This window comes from Haloprofundus marisrubri, from assembly GCF_001469955.1.
Lineage (GTDB): Archaea > Halobacteriota > Halobacteria > Halobacteriales > Haloferacaceae > Haloprofundus > Haloprofundus marisrubri.
Genome location: NZ_LOPU01000016.1, coordinates 238,977 through 255,256, shown reverse-complemented (window position 1 = coordinate 255,256; position 16,280 = coordinate 238,977). Strand labels below are relative to the sequence as shown.

Below are 16,280 nucleotides of genomic sequence, written 5' to 3'. Positions count from 1 at the left end.
GCGTGGGACTCTGTATCACGTGTTCTCGAAGTTACAATAAGTGGGGCGCATGAATAGCCAAATACAAATGCGTCAGCCGCATATGTGGGGTGTACATGGCATCACTGTCGTTCGAACCGCTGGCGTACGACGATATACCCGAGGACGAGCGTCCCTCGCTGGGACAGGCGCTCGTTCCGGTCGTCGGCATGTTGTTGTTCCTGAGCGTCGGTGCGATTTGGCTCGAACTCGACGCGCACATGCCGCTTCTGTGGGGTATCGTTCTCACCGGCCTCGTCGGTCGGTTCTGGTACGGCGTCTCCTGGCAGCGGATGTACGAAGGCATCGTCGACGGACTTCGTATGGGCATGCAGGCGATTCTCATCCTGTTTATCATCTACATGCTCATCGCCACGTGGACTGACGCCGGAACCATTCCCGGCCTCATCTACTACGGGTTGGAACTGCTCTCGCCGACCATCTTTCTCCCCGTGACGGCGCTTCTGGCGACGGGTGTCGCCTTCGCCGTCGGGTCGTCGTGGACGACGGCCGGGACCCTCGGCGTCGCGTTCATCGGTATCGGGTCGGGACTCGGCGTGCCGGAACCGATGACCGCCGGCGCGGTGCTCACCGGCGCGTACACCGGTGACAAGATTTCGCCGCTGTCGGACACGACGAACCTCGCTTCCGCGGTGACGAACACCGACCTCTACACCCACATCCGGACGATGCGCGTCGGGACGGGCATCGCGCTTCTCATCTCGCTCGTCCTCTACAGCTATCTCGGCCTCTCGGCGACGGGCGGGATTCCCGCCGGCCGCGTCGGCGAGATACAGAACGCCATCGTCAGTACGTACTCGGTGAGTCCGCTCGTCTTCCTGCCGCTGGTGGTGACGTTCGGCCTCGCGCTGTACGGCCTCCCCGCACTGCCGTCGCTGACCGCGGGCGTGTTCGCCGGGGCGTTCACCAGCATGGTCGCACAGAACCGCCTGAGCCTCGAAGGATTCATCCACGTCTGGGAAGTCGCCCAGAACGGCACGGCCCCCGAGACGAGCGTCGACCTCGTCAACAGTCTGTTGGAGACCGGCGGCCTCATCGGGTCGTCGTGGACCATCACCATCGTCGTCGCGGCGCTGGCGCTGGGCGGACTGCTGGAGCGGACCGGCGTGCTCGCGGTGTTGGCGTATCACCTGAGTAAGAGTCTCCATAGCGTCGCGGGCATCACCGCCGGCACCGCCGTCTCAGCGTTCGGCATGAACGTGCTCGCCGCAGAACAGTACATGAGTATCGTCGTCCCCGGGATGAGTCTGCGCGGCATCTACGACGAGAAGAACCTCGACAGCCGAAACCTCTCGCGTGCCGTCGAAGCCGCGGGCACGACGACGAGCGCGCTCATCCCGTGGAACGCGGGCGGCGTCTACATGGCGGGCGTTCTCGGCGTGCCGACGCTCGAGTACGCGCCGTACTACTTCCTCGGCCTCATCTCGCCGTTCATTCTCCTGTTCATGGGGGTCACCGGCTGGCGCATCACCTACCAAGACGAGGACACCACCGCAGGCATTCGCGGCGCGGTCAAATCTATCGGCGACGACTGACCGCCGCCGCCGGTGAGGACTCGACATCTGTGACGCCGACCGACCGCCGGTCACGACTTCTCCAACGACGACTCTCCGCCGGTCAGCGATGAACGAGCGTCGGCGCGTTCTCGGCGAGTTCGCCTTCGTCGGCGACGGGTAGCGAGACCCGAACGACGGTTCCGCGCGGGGTTCTGTCGTCGAACTCGACGCTGCCGTTCGAGTCGTCGACAATCCAGTTGACGAGCCAGAGGCCGATTCCGCTGGCGTGAGCGAGTTGCGTCTCCTGTCCCGACCGAAACACAGAGCGCTCTTCTTCGGGGATGCCCGGGCCGTCGTCGGCGACACAGCAGTCGATTCGTCCGTCGTCGCCGACGTCGAGCGAGACGCGGACGAACGGATGGGTGTCGGGGTTGTGGACGACGGCATTTTCGAGGAGGTTGTTCACCGCGATGCCGAGAAGTTGGTTCGCCTGGACCGACTCTGCCTCGTCGTACGCCGTCTCTACTCGCGCGTCGGGGTGTTCGGCACGAATCGTCGCCACCTCACGGTCGACCAACGCCCGCAGGTCGACGACCGTCCGGTCGGCGTCCGAGAGGAGATGTTCGATTCGTCGCGCGTTGTCGCCGAGCGAGACGAGGTCGTGTGCCGTCCGCTCGATTATCTCGGCGTGTTCGTCGAGGTGGTCGTCGTCTTCGGTCAAGAGGTCCGCGTAGCCGAGGATGACGTTCGAGTGGTTTCGCACGTCGTGGCGGAGCACGCGGTTGAGTACGCGCAGTCGTTGGTTGAGTCGCGCCGTCCGCTCCTGTTCGGTCGCCAAGCGGTGTTCTGTCGCCTTCCGCCGGACGTCGTAGACGCCGACGAGAAAGCCGACGAGTGCGCCGCTCGTCATCCCACCGACGAAGACGACGCCCCAGTTTTCGAGAACGATGCCCTCCGAGAACTGATACAGCATCATCAGCGCGACGATGCCGCAGGTGACGACGACGCCCGCGACGCACCAGAAGCCGACTTTGGCGACGTTGGCGTCGTCGAGGTCCTGGTGGGTGAGCCAGATGCCACAGAGAAACAAGATGAGTGCGACGCAGAACGGAATGAACGCCCCGAAGATGAACGTCGGGATGGAACTCGTCCCTTGGAGTCCGTGCAGCGTGTACACCGCTGCGGTCACGACTGCGAGTCCGAAAACAGTGAGATAGCCCAACGTTCGACCAACAGATTTCATAGGGGGAGAGAGATGATACATAAGCGAGTCAGTCAATCTGCAATAAGTTTTGTTATCGTGGCACTCCCTCGTCGGGATGTGACTCGTCGGGACGACCGGTTACGAACATCGTCCGCCTTATGTCTGCGACGACGAAACGTCGGACATGGAACTGACGACGCGCGGTCGATACCGGGTGCTCGGCCGCCCGCGCGACCCCGACGAACTGCTGTTGGTCGAACTCGACGACGACTCGTTCGACCCGACGTACGTTCGGACCGACGGCTACGAGGGCAGTCTCGACGACGAGGTGGGGTCGCTGCGTCCCGGATACGTCGTGGAGGCGACGCTGTCGTGGGACGACGACGGCACGCCCGCGTTCGATGCGGTTTCCGTCGAACGACGGAGTCTCGTCGAGTTCGTCGACGACGTGACGGGGTTGTTCGAGGCGGCCCGCGAGACGTGGAACGAGGCCGTCGCCGCGGGCGAGGGGATGAACTCGCGGACGACGCGCGACACCGACGGCCGGCCCAACGGCGCGCTGTACGTGTTCGCCGAGCAACCGGGCGCACGCGACCTGTTCGACGAGTTCCGAAGCGGCGTGCTCCCCTTAGAACCGCTCGTCGCACGCGTCAACGAGGAACGCGGTGACGACGACCCACGCGAGATGTTCGTGATGCGCCCCGACGACGGTCAGTTCGTCGTCGTCTACATCGTCTTCGAGAAGGAAGGAATGTTGGCGAACACGATGCGGGAGACGTACGACTGCCCGCGATAACGGGCACTGCTGCTGTCGAAACGAAGGACGAAGCGCCCGTTACGTCTCGAGTTCTTCCGCACGCGGGAACTGGTCGATAGTCTCCGCGCGGAACGCTTCCTCGTCGAACTCGTAGTCGTCGCCGAGGAACTCCACGACGCGCTGTGCGTCGTTCATCGCGTTCTTCAGGCAGGTCGACGCGCCGGGCGACGGCGTGATGTTGAAGATGATGTTGTCGCCGAGAATCGTCGCCTCGCCCATGTCGAGGGCCTTCGCGTCGGTGTCGACGATTTGCGGACGGACGCCGCCGTAGCCTTTCGCGCGTTCGATGTCGTCGAGTTCCGCCGAGGGAACGACTTTCTGGACGTTCGGCAAGAAAGCGCGTTTGCCGACCTCCGGGAGGTCGTACACCAGATTCCGGAGCACGTACGGCAGCAGGATGCGGTCCGAGAGGATGTTCGCGTAACTCAGGAACGAATCGGCGCTCAGGCCGAACACGTCGAAGAAGTCGCCGACCGTCGAGAGTCGGCCGCGTTCGAGCGCCGGGACGAGTTTCGCCGTCGGGCCGAAGCGCGTGACGGAGTCGTCGTGAACGTCGGCGTCGCCGTGGACGGCCGCGAACGGGAGTTTCTTCATCTGCAGCGTGTACACCTTCCCGTTCAGCAGGTCGTCGGCGAGAAAGAAACTGCCAGCGACCGGAAGCAGCGACATGTTCTCGCCGTAGCCCATCTCCTTGGCGATTTGGAGGCTGTGAGAGCCTGCGGCGACGACGACGGCGTCCGAGTGGAACCGGCCGGCGTCCGTCTCGACGCTGAAGGCGGTGCCTCGGTCGGCGAGGTTCGTCACCTTCGTACCGGTGTACACGTCGACACCGTCCTGTTCGGTCGCCTCGCTGACGAACGACGCCGAGGTTTCGCCGTAGTCGACGACGTAGCCGTCGGGCGTCTGGAGCGCGAGCAGTCGCTCGTCGGGGTCTCTGCCCTCGACGACGGCGGGTTCGAGCTCTGCGATTTCCTCGCGGCCGATGGCGCGGAGTTTCGGGAACAGCTCGCCGAATCCTTCGTCCTCGTAGCGCGCCTCCAAACTCTCGGCTTCCTCGTCGCCGACGGCGAGGACCATCTTGCTGCGCTTTGCGTGCATCTCTCGGTCGGGGTCGACGTTTTCGAGATAGCCCGCCAGCAACTCCGCGCCCTCTTTGACTTCCTCGGCTTTGTCGAGCGTGTAGTTCGTCTCGATGTCGCCGAAGTGAAGCGTCTGAGAGTTGTTCGTGTGGTGGGAGTTCACCGCCGCGATGTCGTCTTCCTTCTCGAACAGCGCGACGCGGTCGATATCCGTAAAGTTCGACACCGCATAGAGCAACGACGCCCCGCTGATTCCGCCGCCAACAATGATTAAATCGTAGTTCTCGGACATAGGTGGCTGTGGTAGTCGGCCTCGTGTGAACGCTACTCGTCTAGCGAGCGTTAACTCACTTGTTATCTCTGCGTGGGTCGGACGTTCGAAGGTGTGAGAAAGAGAGAGCCGAGTACGTCGGTCGGGTCCGGCTACGAAGTCGACGGCCCACCCACGGTCAGAACCGGGATGTCACCGTCTCTGATGACTCGCTCGGTAACGCTCCCGAGTAGGCGTCGCTTCACCCCGGTCCGTCCGTGCGTACCCATAACGACGAGGTCGATACCGTGTTCGTCGGCGTACTGGAGTATCTCCTCGTCGGGTTTCCCTTCGAGAACGTCGACGACGAGGTCGATATCGGCATCCGCGTCGCCGACGCGTCCCTCGACCTCTCGAAGCACGCCCTCGGCGGTCTCTTCTCCGAGGTCTCTGAGGGTGTCGCGGACTTCGTCTTTCGAGACCGTCAACAGGTTCGTCCCGGTGTCGACCACGTAGACTGCGTGCACGTCCGCGTCGTACTTCTCGGCGAGGTCGAGCGTGTGTTCGACAGCGGCTGCGGACTGGTCGCTCCCGTCGACTGGAACGAGGATTCGATTATACATGGTCGCTTTCTCCCGGTGGAACGTCCGTGGACAGGCCCACGAAAACGTGGTCCAGTGTCGTCATCCGAGCACCCCGAACCCGAAACTGGCGAACGGCCAGAAGTAGTACAGGAGTATCCCGGAGATGAGCGCCGGAATCGTCGTGTAGATGGTCGCGATGATGGCGGCCTTCATGTCGATTGCCATCAGTGGGAACAGCGCGTCGCCGTCTTGGCTGATGGCGTTGGCGGTCAGCGCCGAGAACGGAATCGCGCCCTCGGCGTACAGTCCCGCGAAGACGATTTGTGGGGCACACCCGGGGATGAGACCCAGCGCTGCGCCCGCAATCGGCGCTAAGACACCTGCTGCTGCGGTCAGCGCGCCGATGTCGATAGCGAAGATGGCGACACCGTACTCGTAGACGAGATACGCGCCGATGACCCAGACGGTGACCATGCTCGTCTCCATCGCCGCGTGCTGGAACGTCTCGTACGCGCTCTGGAAGTCGTCACGAATCCGTCCCGCTTCGCCTTCGCCGATGTAGCGACGACCGACGAAATGGAGGTAGAAAGACAGCGTCGTGCCGACCAACCCGGCGACGGTGAACAGACCGAAGAACGTCGGCGCGAGTTCCAGCGGGACCTCGGGTGCGCCGCGAGCCAAGTAGAGCACGCCCGCGACGAGGCCCGAGAACGCGACGGCCCACCAAATCACGTGAACCGCGTGGCTGAACGTCGTCAACGGGCCGCTGGGTTCGGTATCGCCGCCGTGGTCGTGTCCACAGTTGTCCATCTCGTAGCCGGAAACGCTTGGACCGCCGCTGGCGACGCTCGTCGTGCTGAACCCGCCGTCGGTCATCGGTCGGCTGAGGCGGTCGACGGCGCGGTCGACGCGGCCGACACCGAGACCCCAGATGTCGATGGCGTAGCCGAACGTGACGCCGGCGACGAACGCGATGCCGTACGCGTAGAGGGCGGCCTCCGGGGCGAGGACGAGGATGACGAACGCGGCGTCACCGGCGGTTGCGGCGAGCGTCGCAACGACGGTACCGAAACTAATCGTCCCGCGGATGTACAACGGCATTGCGATGATAGCGCCGCCACAGCCGGGCGTCAAGCCGAGGAGCGCACCGGCGATGGGTTGGAGTCGTTTGTTGTTTTCGAGGAACGTGACGATACGACCGCCCGTCCGGTACTGGATGTAACTGAACAGGAGAACGGTGACGGCGACGAACGCGCTGACCTGAACGAAGCCGTCTCGAACCGAGTAGACGAAAATGTCGATGGCTTCCTGTGCGCCAATCATCTGGTCGTCACCTCCCCACTATCGGTCGTACCCGAACTCGTCAGTCTCGATGGCTGTTCCGTCCGTCTCAGATGAGGCATCGTCGGAGAGATGGTCCTTCGGAGAGGAGATGGACCTCGAATAGTCGTCATAGTTGCTAACTACTCTCTACTGGGTACTCGAACTACAAAATAGTTCCTGCCGAACTTGTGAATTAGACGCATCTAATAATCCGGAGATTGTTATTGCGGAGGAGGGTCATTGTTAAACTGGAACACACCAGTCGGTAGCACTCTCGTCGACGAAGCGCTGTATGAGTATCGATACGACGTAGACACCCATACGTCTTGTCCGGAACGTCGTATCTCTCGAAAACAGACTCCACTCCGCGTCAATCCCTCTCGACAGATATCGGTGTTACGTCCGCCTATCACGGTGTCGTGATGATGGGATGATAGGCGCGAGAGTGGAAGAGATTAGGTCGACCTAAATTCCGAAACTGGTTTATCTGTTTAGGTGTGCCTAAATCTATGCCAAAACAGACGAACAGCGCAAACGAGCCGACACGACGCGAGTACGTAAAGTACGGTAGCGCAGTCATCGGTGCAGGGCTACTCGCCGGATGCGCCGGTGATACTGATTCGGAGTCGGCGTCCGACGCAGCCGCCGAGACGTCGGCGTCGACAGCTACAGCGGAAACGGAAGCGTCGACGGAGACGACCACCACCGAGAACGGGAACAAACCGTACTCGGTCTCTATGGAGCCGGTGGGAGCCGTCGAGTTCGAGGAAGCCCCACAGACATGGTTCCCGTACACCGGTGACTACGCGGATATGGGTGTTGCACTCGGGCAGGCCGACGGCCTCTCGGCTATCGGTGTGCGTGCGCGATTCGGCGCGCACCTCTACGAGGAGTTGCCGGGCGTCTCGGTGAACAAAGAAGAGCTCACACAACTCTGGCAGGACGGAACCAGTAAGGAGATTTTCTACGAACTCGATGCCGACGTCCACATCGTCGACCCGAACTTCATGGTGAACCGGTTGCAGTGGAGTCAAAGCGACGTCGACGAAATCGACAGCAACGTCGCGCCGTTTTTCGGCAACACCATCTTCTCGCGCGTCTACTCGTGGCACGACTACGCCGACTACTCGATGTACGAGGCGTTCGAGAAAGTCGCACAGATGTTCCAGCAACAGGAGCGCTACGACGCGTTCGAAGCGTATCACGACGAGATTCTCGCAACCGTTGAGAGCCGTCTACCGAGCGAGACGCCCGACGTAGCGGTGCTCTACCCGGCGGAGATGCCGCCGGAGTCGTTCTATCCGTACCTCATCGGCTCCGGGACGCAGTCGAAACACTGGAACGACCTGAACGTCGGCGACGCACTCGCACAGAACGACGTTACGGACGCGCAGGCCGGCGGGTCCACAATCGACTACGAGGCGCTTTTGGAGATAGACCCCGACGCCATCGCGGTGCGGCTTCAGGGAGAAATCACGCAGGAGTACTTCGAGCAGGAAATCGTCTCGCACCTGCGCAACCACGACATCGCAAGCGAACTGCAGGCGGTCGAAGACGACCGTGTCGTCTACGGTGGCCTGACGTACCAGGGGCCGATTATCCACTTGTTCCAACTCGAACGCGCCGCACAGGGACTGTACGCCGACGAGTTCGGCGACGAGCAACTGTTCGACCGACAGCGAGTCGCCGATATCGTCACTGGCGAGTTCTGACGATGGAAGTGTAGAATCTGGATGGGCCCTGCCGGATTTGAACCAACGACCACTCGGTTATGAGCCGAGCGCTCTAACCAGACTGAGCTAAGGGCCCTCCCTTCGTCGTACTATCGGGCTTCCCTTTAGCGTTATCTATCGACTTCGTAGACGATGCGTCGTATCCGAAATCGACGGCGAGTGCTCACCGGAGGAAAGTCGAAGAGAAGCGCCGTCGCCAGGACTCGAACCTGGGACCACCTCGTGACTGCGGTGAACAGTCGGGGACTCCTCACCTTAACAGCGAGGTGCTCTACCAACTGAGCTACGACGGCTTGCTGCACCTCTTCGTATTCGGGTTGATTTGATAGGGCTTTCGTTTTGCCCCGACCTCGTCTGTCGGTCACACACCGTAGAGGCGTTGGAAACGAGAGCGCCAGCACGTCCCCACATCGGCACTCACCAGCACGCATCGCCACGCCCGCGCACCGACACGTTTTCGCCACGACCGGGCGAAGCCGGAGCAATGACCGACCTCGATAGCGTCGTCGCGGCCGTCCGCGAGCGCATCGACCCCGACGCCGACGAACGCGCCGCCCTCGCCGCGGCCGTCTCCGCCCTCCGCGAGCGTGTCGAGGCCACCGTTTCCGAACTCCCCGTCGACGCCGACGCCGTCCAAGTGGGCAGCACCGCCCGGGGGACGTGGCTCTCCGGGGACCGCGACATCGACCTGTTCGTCCGTTTCCCGCCGGACCTCCCGCGCGAAGACCTCGAACGCTACGGACTGGAAGTCGGCCGCGCCGTCCTCCCCGGCGGCCACGAGGAGTACGCCGAGCATCCGTACGTCAAAGGCGACTTCGAGGGGTTCGACGTGGACCTCGTCCCCTGCTACGACGTCGCCGAGGCGACCGATATCCAGTCGGCAGTCGACCGAACACCGTTCCACAACGCCTACCTCGACGCTCGGCTGGACGAGGGTCTTCGCGCCGACGTGCGGGTGTTCAAACGGTTTCTGAAAGGCATCGGTGCGTACGGCAGCGACCTCCGTACGAAGGGCTTCTCGGGGTATCTCTCGGAACTGCTGATTCTGGAACACGGCGGCCTCGAACCGCTGCTTCACGCCGCTGCCGACTGGCACCCGCCCGTCGAGTTCGACCCCGAGGAACACGGCCGGGCGACGTTCGACGACCCGTTGGTCGTCATCGACCCGACCGACCCCGAGCGGAACGTCGCCGCGGTCCTCTCGGCGGCGAACGTCGCTCGACTCCAGCACTACGCCCGAGAGTTGCTCGCGGAACCACGGGAAGAACTGTTCTTCCCGGCGGAGGAGCGGTCGTACTCGCGGTTCGACGTCCGCGAGCATCTCGACCGACGCGGGACCCACCCGGTCGCCGTCGTTTTTCAGGCTCCGGAAGTCGTCGAAGACCAACTCTACCCGCAGTTGGAGAAGTCGCTGTCGGGCGTCGTCTCGGAACTCGGCAGACTGGGATTCGAACCGCTACGGGCGACGGCGATAGCCGACGACCGAGCAGTGCTGTTCGTCGAGTGTTCGGTGGCCGAACTCCCGCAGGTCGCGCGTCACGACGGGCCGCCGGTCGCCGTCCGACAGCACGCGATGGGGTTTTTCGAGAAGTACGACCGCGCCGGCGACGCAGACAAGGAAGACGAGGAAGACGAGGAAGACGAAGCAATCGAGGGCGTGTACGGACCGTTCATCGACGGCGACCGCTACGTCGTCGAACGCGACCGCGAGTTCACCACGCCCGAGTCGTTCCTATCGAGCGACGCACTGTTCGACGTGGCGCTGGGCGCACAGGTCGAGTCGGTACTTGAAGAGCGATACGAGGTGCTCGTCGGCGACGACGTTGCGGCGTTGGCCGACGAGTTCGGTGCCGAACTCCGTGCGTACTTCGAGCCGAAACCGTAGAATGAGGAATTTAGAGCGTCGTCTACGCCGAATTTAGAGCGTTGCCTACGCGGAATCGAGACCGAATCGGTCGAGCAGGTCGTCGACCATCTCGACCGTCTCCTCGTCGAGGTCCTCTTCGGGGTCCATCGGTCGGCGACCGTCGAACGTCTCGTGGACGGTAGCGACACCTTCAGAGAGCGTGTCGAGTCCGTAGCCGCCCTCCAGAACGAACGCCAGTGCGGCGTCGTTCTCCTCGGCGAGCGTCCGAACGGCGTCGGTCAGAATGGCGTACCCCTCGGTCGAGACGCGCATCCGCGAGATGGGGTCGTAGCGGTGCGCATCGAAGCCCGCACTGACGATGAGGAGGTCCGGGTCGAACTCGTCGAGAACGGGCCCGAGTCCGGATTCGACGACGTACTGGTAGTCGGCGTCGCCGCTGCCGGCCGACAGCGGGGCGTTGAACGTCGTCAGTTCGCCGTCGCCCTCGCCCGTCTCGTCGAGTTCGCCCGTCCCGGGGTAGAGACCGTCTTCGTGAACCGAGGCGTAGAACACGTCGCCGCGGTCGTAGAAGATGTCCTGCGTCCCGTTGCCGTGGTGGACGTCCCAGTCGAAGATAGCGACGCGTTCGGCGCCGCCTTCCTCGATGACCGTCTGGGCAGCGACGGCGGCGTTGTTGAAGTAACAGAAGCCCATCGCGTCGTCGAAGACGGCGTGGTGACCCGGCGGGCGGCCGAGTGCGAACGGCGTGTTTCGGCCGTCGTCGCCGTCGAGCGCCGTGCGGGCGGCCCACTGGGAGAGACCGGCGCTGGCGAGGGCGGCGTCCCACGTTTCCTCGCAGGCGACGGTGTCGGGGTCCCAGTTGCCGCCGCCGCTGGCGCAGAACTCCTTGACCTCTTGGACGTAGTCGTCCTCGTGGACGCGCATGACCTCCGACTCCGTCGCCGGGTCGGCGTCGACGTACTCGACGCCGTGGCGTTTCTTCAGTCCTTCGCGGATGGCTCGGAGACGGTCGGCCGTCTCGGGGTGGCGCGGGCCGGTGTCGTGGTCGAGGCAGGTCTCGTTGTAGCCGAACTTCATGGCTACTCGAAGAGGGAGAAGTACGTCTCGATGTCTTCGGCTTGAACGGTGCGTCGGTCGGCGTGGTGGGCGAGTTTGGTAGCCGCGCTTGCGATGTTGTTGGCGTAATCTTCGAGAATGTCTGCGAGCGCGATTCGCGCCTCCATCGAGACGCGGTACTGGTCGTCGATGTCGAGTCGCGCGATGCGGTCGATTGGGGCGATGGGGAGTTCGAGCGCGTCGCGGCTGACAACCTGTTCGACGCCGAAGTCCTCGGCCATCAGTGTCTTTCGACCGTCCGCCGTCGCGTGTTCGGCGGCGTCCTCGGCGAGTCGCGCGCCGTGGAGTTGGATGCGACGTGCGAGTTCTTCGGCCGCGTCGGCGCTGACTCGGAGTTCGCCCGCGTTCCGTCGGATGAGCGTATCGACGGGGGCGAACGGTAACTCGACACTCATACCCTGATACCAGTCGGTGCGGTGTATAATGCTTTGCGTTGGTGACCGAGCCTGCGAGTTCCGTATCGTGTCGGGTCGGCACGGGGACCGAAAGTCGGGAGCGTCGGGGCCGCCGCGTTCAGAGCACTTCGTCGGCGTCGATACGGTCGCCCGAGAGCGTCCCGCGGACGGTGACCGTCTCGCCGAGTCGGAGGTTCGCGCCGGTGTCGACGCTGCGCGTCTCGGTTCCGTTGTCGAGGATGACCGGGTCGCCCGCTTGGACGACGGTCCCCGTGAACTCGACCGTCTCGCCGTCTGCGCTCGTGTTCTGAGCTTCGACTGCCGCCGCAGCGGTGCCGGTGGAAGCGGAACCAGCGGACTCACTCGAACTGGTGGCGGTGTCGGAACTGCCGGAACTGCCCGTGGTATCCGAACTACTGGAACTGCCAGCGGAGTCACTGTCGGATTCCCCACCGAACGCGGAGAGACCGCCGGCGTTCGAGTCCGCATCACTGCTCCCGCTCGCACCGCCGTCTCCGCCGGAGACGGGTGCGTCCTTCTGGACGGTCACCGTCGAGCGCCAGCCGGCGGAGGCTTCGATATCCTCCTGCCAACCGTCTTTGATTTCGACGTCCGCGAGAATCACGTGGTCGGCGAGTTCGACGTCGGTGTCGGCTTTCTCGCCCCAGAGCGCCACGCGAACGTCGCCGGTGTCGTCCTTCACGCGGATGTTTCTGACCTGCCCCTCCGAGCCGTCGTTTCGCTCGAACGTCCGCTTGGGGTCGGCTTCGATGACGCCCCCGGCGATATCGACGGTCTGGTCGATTTCGAGCGACCCGATGTCGGTCGTCTCGGGGACGTACTGAACCGTTTCGTCGAGGCGTTCGACTGCGCCCCGAGAACCGACGTGAAGTTCGAGGTTGCCGTCGCGTTCGCGAACGTAGCCGTCGACGACTTCGACGCTTTCGCCTGCACTGAACTCCTCGACGAGGTCGGCCTGTTCGTCCCAGAGCGTGACGCGGATGCGGCCGGTCGGGTCGCCGAGTGCGAGGTTCGAGACGCGACCCTCCGAGCCGTCGTCGCGTGAGAACGTGCGAACGGTGCCGCTGTCGAGCACTTGGCCTTTGAGGTTGACGTCCGAGAGGCCCAGCGAGATGTCCTCGACGCGGTAGCTGTCGAGAATCTGGACGTCGACTTCGGCGTCGGGGTCCGGTTCGGCCTGGTCGACGTTCACCTCGACGCCGTTGTAGCCGTCTTTCGGGCGGCCCTTGATGCGGAGGACTTGCCCGATTTCGAGTTCACCCTCGGAGATGGATTCGGCCATCTCGTCCCAGAAGGAGATGCGGATGCGTCCCGTCTCGTCGGCGACTTCGACGTTGATGACGCGGCCGTCTTCGTCTTCGCCGTCGCGTTCGAACGTTCGGAGGTCGCCGACGCTGACGACTTTGGCGATGAACTTCACCTCGTCCATGCCGGGTGCGACGTCGGCGATGCCGTTTACCTCCTCGTCGCGGAGTTCGTGCGCGATGAGCATCGCCGCCGTCTCGTCGTCGGCGAGGCCGCCCATCTGTTCGACTTTCTCGTTTACGGCCGCTTCGAACTCCTCGAACTCGACGTCGGTGTCGAGGTCCTCGTACACGTCCTCTATCGCGCCCATCTCAACGCCACCCCTGCGGTCGGTGTTCCCAATCCGTAGAATCTGCGACACCCATAATCGTGTAGCGAAGCAGGGAAGGCCCGCGCTTAAGCGTTGTCCTTGCCGTGGTACGGCGACGCTGTCCGTCGATTAGAGGGTCAGTCTCGATGAAAGTCATACTCGGGCTTAGTTTCGTCTTTGCAGAAAAACGCTCGTGAGAATCGCTACACCTGTGCAGCCCGAAATCGAGGGTCGGCGGCAACGCGACTCGGTCAGTTCTGCGGCACTATTCGCTCGCATTCGACGACGTGACCGTCGTCTGTCCGTCGGGTCCGTCGTGAGCAACGGCGATGTCGGTGGGAACGGGACCGTCGAAGGAAACACGGAGTTCGTAGCCGAGGCTAACGAGCGCTTGTGAACACATCTCGTCTTCTTCTTTCTCGACTTCCGTTCCGACGACGACCGAGAGACGGTCGGCGTCTGCGTCGTATTCTGCGGTGTCGAGCACAGGGACCGAACAGCCGTTTCTACCGCGGATACAACCCTCTACGACGACGGCATCGTCCTCGCGACTGACGGTGGTCGTACCGGAACTGTTGCACTCGCCCGTGCGCTCGAAGGTTCGGTCGGCTATCGCTGTGTCGCTCCCGTCGGAGTCTCCTTCTGTCGTCGTATCGTCACCACTGTCGTCCTCGGTGCCGTTCTCGTCAGTTCCGTTCCCAGTGTTGTCGTTTCCGTTGCCACCGCTGTCTCCACCGTCGGCACCAGTCGAGGTACATCCGGCGACGCCGACCGCAGCGAGCACAGCTGTCCGTTCGAGAAACGTTCGTCGGTCCATACTGGCTCAACGAGACCTCTTTTCATATGCTTTCGGAACGGTCAAAATTCTCTTTGTGTAATCGAGGCCACCGGCGACTGTTCGTTCTGACTCGAATCTGCATCTCCGAGCGAGTACTGCTGCCGGCCCGTCTGGTCCGTCACACACCGTTTTCTAAGTGTTCGGAGACGGTGGTCACAGTCACGTTTGTCAACTGAGATGCGAGCGGTGGGGTGCAGACGTCGAGTCGCGTCGAGAACACACGGACACCATATCCGAAGTGTTCTGGTCGAAACGATGTGGTGAGAGAACGACTCGACGTGTCGCCTCGAACTCAAATATAAAGGTCCCCATAGGGGCAAAAAGTGTGTCAGCGTCGTCCCCTGATTTCGAGAGGTAGAACACTTAGAAAACGGTGTGTCTGTCCGACCTATCGGGAGCAGGTAGTACAGAGAAGTGGTGTCGGCGGCACGTGTAGGTGTTTCGACTGGAAGAAACGGCGAGGAGCCCAGTTCAGTTCGTAAAGCAGATAGAACAGTTAGAACACATAGAACGTCAGCTATATCCGTACGTTCGAGAAAGACAGACAGACGACAGAAGATGAGGACGACATTCAGAACCGAACGAAACGTCTTCACGAACAAGGACGTGTTCAAGGAGGGCTACGACCCCGACGAGATTCTCGAACGCGACGAGGAGATTTCCGAGTACATCGGCTATCTCGAAGACGCCCTGTTCGGGGAGACGCCGAAGAACATCATCGTCTACGGCAACACGGGCGTCGGGAAAACGGTCGTTACCGACCACGTCACCCAGATGCTCTCCTCGGAGGCCGAACGCCGCGACGAAGGCGTCGACATTCACGTCGTGAAAGTCAACTGCGGCCACCACACCTCGTCGTATCAGGCGGCCGTCGCGCTGGTGAACGCGATGCGCCGCGATACCGACCGCGAGGAGATTGGAAAAGGGTACGGGTTCGCCGACGCGATGGATATGCTCTACGCGGAGGTCGAACAGCGTGAGGGAACCGTCTACGTCATTCTCGACGAAATCGACTTCCTCGGCGACGACGACCAGATTCTCTACGAACTCCCCCGTGCCTCGGCGAACGGCTACGTCGAACGGAGTCACGTCGGGGTCATCGGTATCTCCAACGACTACACGTACCGCGACAACCTCTCCTCGAAAGTCAAAGACACGCTCCAGGAAGACGAAATCAAGTTCCCGCCGTACGATGCCGCGGAACTGCGAACCATCCTCGAAGACCGCGCGGAGAAAGGCATGAAAGAGGACGTCCTCGACGGGGCGGTCATCCCGAAATGTGCGGCCATCTCCGCGCGCGACAGTGGTTCTGCACGGCAGGCCATCGACCTGCTCCGTGAAGCGGGTAACGTCGCCGACGCCGACGGGCGAGACGCGGTCGGAGAGACCGACGTCGACGAGGCGGTCACCCGCGTCGAACGCGGTCGGTTGAAAGACGGTATCCGTGATTTGACCGCGCACGGAAAGCACATCCTCCTCTCGCTCGCACGCGCGTACGGAAGACAGGAAACGCCGCTTCGACTCAAGGAACTCCTTCCTATCTACGAACGCGTCGCTCGCGGTGCGGGCAGCGACCCTCTCGGGGAACACCGCGTTCGAGACCACCTCGCGGACCTGACGATGCTCGGGTTCGTCGAGCAGCGTCGGACGAACAAAGGTCGCGCCGGCGGACAGTTCTATCAGTACGACCTCTCTGTCGACGCCGAGGCAGTGTTCGAGGTCGTTTCGGAGTAGTCAGTCGACCCTATCCCACTTCCACTCGCAGAACACTTTGATTCCGGTGTGTGGGTGCAGTGAGCCGACGTGAAATATCGACGCGGAGACAGTGCGCCGTCTATCGAATGTGCCGCGATACCGTACCGTTCAGTGCCGCCGAATCGGAAGCGACTTATGTGGGTCGGGT

Annotated in this window: 13 protein-coding genes and 2 tRNA genes; 5 read left to right on the top strand and 10 right to left on the bottom strand. The window is 62.7% G+C overall.

Going from position 1 to position 16,280, the window contains the following annotated elements; translation table 11 throughout:
* Nucleotides 1-95 precede the first annotated feature (95 nt).
* Complete coding sequence (gene arcD / locus AUR64_RS04315; protein WP_058580707.1) at nt 96-1,574, top strand: arginine/ornithine antiporter ArcD; 1,479 nt, start codon at nt 96-98, stop codon at nt 1,572-1,574.
* An 82-nt stretch (nt 1,575-1,656) separates the two neighbouring features.
* Here arcD and AUR64_RS04310 read toward each other — a convergent pair whose 3' ends face one another.
* Complete coding sequence (locus AUR64_RS04310) at nt 1,657-2,778, bottom strand: ATP-binding protein (protein ID WP_058580706.1); 1,122 nt, start codon at nt 2,776-2,778, stop codon at nt 1,657-1,659.
* A 145-nt stretch (nt 2,779-2,923) separates the two neighbouring features.
* Here AUR64_RS04310 and AUR64_RS04305 point away from each other — a divergent pair, with 145 nt between their 5' ends.
* Entirely contained in the window at nt 2,924-3,535 is a 612-nt protein-coding gene (locus AUR64_RS04305; RefSeq protein ID WP_058580705.1) for a DUF6663 family protein, read from the top strand.
* 39 nt (nt 3,536-3,574) lie between these two features.
* Here the strand turns inward: AUR64_RS04305 and AUR64_RS04300 are convergent, their stop codons facing one another.
* The 3 genes from AUR64_RS04300 to AUR64_RS04290 all read right to left on the bottom strand — a co-directional run bounded on the left by AUR64_RS04300 (nt 3,575) and on the right by AUR64_RS04290 (nt 6,792).
* A complete protein-coding gene (locus AUR64_RS04300) occupies nt 3,575-4,927 on the bottom strand; it encodes an FAD-dependent oxidoreductase (RefSeq protein WP_058580704.1) in 1,353 nt (450 codons plus the stop codon).
* 131 nt (nt 4,928-5,058) lie between these two features.
* Nucleotides 5,059-5,508: a universal stress protein gene (locus tag AUR64_RS04295; protein WP_058580703.1), complete on the bottom strand. Its 450-nt coding sequence runs from the start codon at nt 5,506-5,508 to the stop codon at nt 5,059-5,061.
* A gap of 60 nt (nt 5,509-5,568) precedes the next feature.
* Nucleotides 5,569-6,792, bottom strand: coding sequence for a putative manganese transporter (locus tag AUR64_RS04290; protein ID WP_058580702.1), 1,224 nt, complete (start codon nt 6,790-6,792; stop codon nt 5,569-5,571).
* A 509-nt stretch (nt 6,793-7,301) separates the two neighbouring features.
* Between AUR64_RS04290 and AUR64_RS04285 the strand changes: the two genes are divergently transcribed.
* Nucleotides 7,302-8,504 carry an ABC transporter substrate-binding protein gene (locus AUR64_RS04285; RefSeq protein ID WP_058580701.1) on the top strand — a complete coding sequence of 401 codons (1,203 nt, stop codon included), beginning with the start codon at nt 7,302-7,304 and terminating at the stop codon, nt 8,502-8,504.
* A 22-nt stretch (nt 8,505-8,526) separates the two neighbouring features.
* Here the strand turns inward: AUR64_RS04285 and AUR64_RS04280 are convergent.
* Nucleotides 8,527-8,601, bottom strand: a tRNA-Ile gene (locus AUR64_RS04280).
* A gap of 112 nt (nt 8,602-8,713) precedes the next feature.
* A tRNA-Asn gene (locus tag AUR64_RS04275) sits at nt 8,714-8,818 on the bottom strand.
* Between the two features lie 191 nt (nt 8,819-9,009).
* Here AUR64_RS04275 and cca point away from each other — a divergent pair.
* Entirely contained in the window at nt 9,010-10,410 is a 1,401-nt protein-coding gene (cca, locus tag AUR64_RS04270) for a CCA tRNA nucleotidyltransferase (protein WP_058580700.1), read from the top strand.
* A 45-nt stretch (nt 10,411-10,455) separates the two neighbouring features.
* On the opposite strand, the gene AUR64_RS04265 is transcribed toward cca, so the two are convergent.
* The 4 genes from AUR64_RS04265 to AUR64_RS04250 form a co-directional block, all read right to left on the bottom strand.
* Nucleotides 10,456-11,469 (bottom strand): histone deacetylase family protein, encoded by a 1,014-nt coding sequence (locus tag AUR64_RS04265; RefSeq protein ID WP_058580699.1) that lies wholly within the window; start codon nt 11,467-11,469, stop codon nt 10,456-10,458.
* A 2-nt stretch (nt 11,470-11,471) separates the two neighbouring features.
* Nucleotides 11,472-11,903, bottom strand: coding sequence for a histone (locus AUR64_RS04260; protein WP_058580698.1), 432 nt, complete (start codon nt 11,901-11,903; stop codon nt 11,472-11,474).
* A 118-nt stretch (nt 11,904-12,021) separates the two neighbouring features.
* The gene (locus tag AUR64_RS04255; RefSeq protein WP_058580697.1) at nt 12,022-13,539 is read right to left on the bottom strand and encodes a single-stranded DNA binding protein; all 1,518 of its coding nucleotides are present in this window, start codon (nt 13,537-13,539) and stop codon (nt 12,022-12,024) included.
* 265 nt (nt 13,540-13,804) lie between these two features.
* The gene (locus AUR64_RS04250) at nt 13,805-14,356 is read right to left on the bottom strand and encodes a hypothetical protein (protein ID WP_058580696.1); all 552 of its coding nucleotides are present in this window, start codon (nt 14,354-14,356) and stop codon (nt 13,805-13,807) included.
* Nucleotides 14,357-14,935: 579 nt separating this feature from the next.
* Here AUR64_RS04250 and AUR64_RS04245 point away from each other — a divergent pair.
* Entirely contained in the window at nt 14,936-16,111 is a 1,176-nt protein-coding gene (locus AUR64_RS04245) for an orc1/cdc6 family replication initiation protein (RefSeq protein ID WP_058580695.1), read from the top strand.
* The last annotated feature ends 169 nt before the right edge of the window (nt 16,112-16,280 follow it).

Coding starts and splice junctions, on each gene's coding strand:
- AUR64_RS04250 (WP_058580696.1), bottom strand. CDS start 14,356: ATGGACCGACGAACGTTTCTCGAACGGACAGCTGTGCTCGCTGCGGTC.
- cca (WP_058580700.1), top strand. CDS start 9,010: ATGACCGACCTCGATAGCGTCGTCGCGGCCGTCCGCGAGCGCATCGAC.
- AUR64_RS04255 (WP_058580697.1), bottom strand. CDS start 13,539: ATGGGCGCGATAGAGGACGTGTACGAGGACCTCGACACCGACGTCGAG.
- AUR64_RS04305 (WP_058580705.1), top strand. CDS start 2,924: ATGGAACTGACGACGCGCGGTCGATACCGGGTGCTCGGCCGCCCGCGC.
- AUR64_RS04290 (WP_058580702.1), bottom strand. CDS start 6,792: ATGATTGGCGCACAGGAAGCCATCGACATTTTCGTCTACTCGGTTCGA.
- AUR64_RS04300 (WP_058580704.1), bottom strand. CDS start 4,927: ATGTCCGAGAACTACGATTTAATCATTGTTGGCGGCGGAATCAGCGGG.
- AUR64_RS04285 (WP_058580701.1), top strand. CDS start 7,302: ATGCCAAAACAGACGAACAGCGCAAACGAGCCGACACGACGCGAGTAC.
- AUR64_RS04265 (WP_058580699.1), bottom strand. CDS start 11,469: ATGAAGTTCGGCTACAACGAGACCTGCCTCGACCACGACACCGGCCCG.
- AUR64_RS04245 (WP_058580695.1), top strand. CDS start 14,936: ATGAGGACGACATTCAGAACCGAACGAAACGTCTTCACGAACAAGGAC.
- AUR64_RS04310 (WP_058580706.1), bottom strand. CDS start 2,778: ATGAAATCTGTTGGTCGAACGTTGGGCTATCTCACTGTTTTCGGACTC.
- arcD (WP_058580707.1), top strand. CDS start 96: ATGGCATCACTGTCGTTCGAACCGCTGGCGTACGACGATATACCCGAG.
- AUR64_RS04260 (WP_058580698.1), bottom strand. CDS start 11,903: ATGAGTGTCGAGTTACCGTTCGCCCCCGTCGATACGCTCATCCGACGG.
- AUR64_RS04295 (WP_058580703.1), bottom strand. CDS start 5,508: ATGTATAATCGAATCCTCGTTCCAGTCGACGGGAGCGACCAGTCCGCA.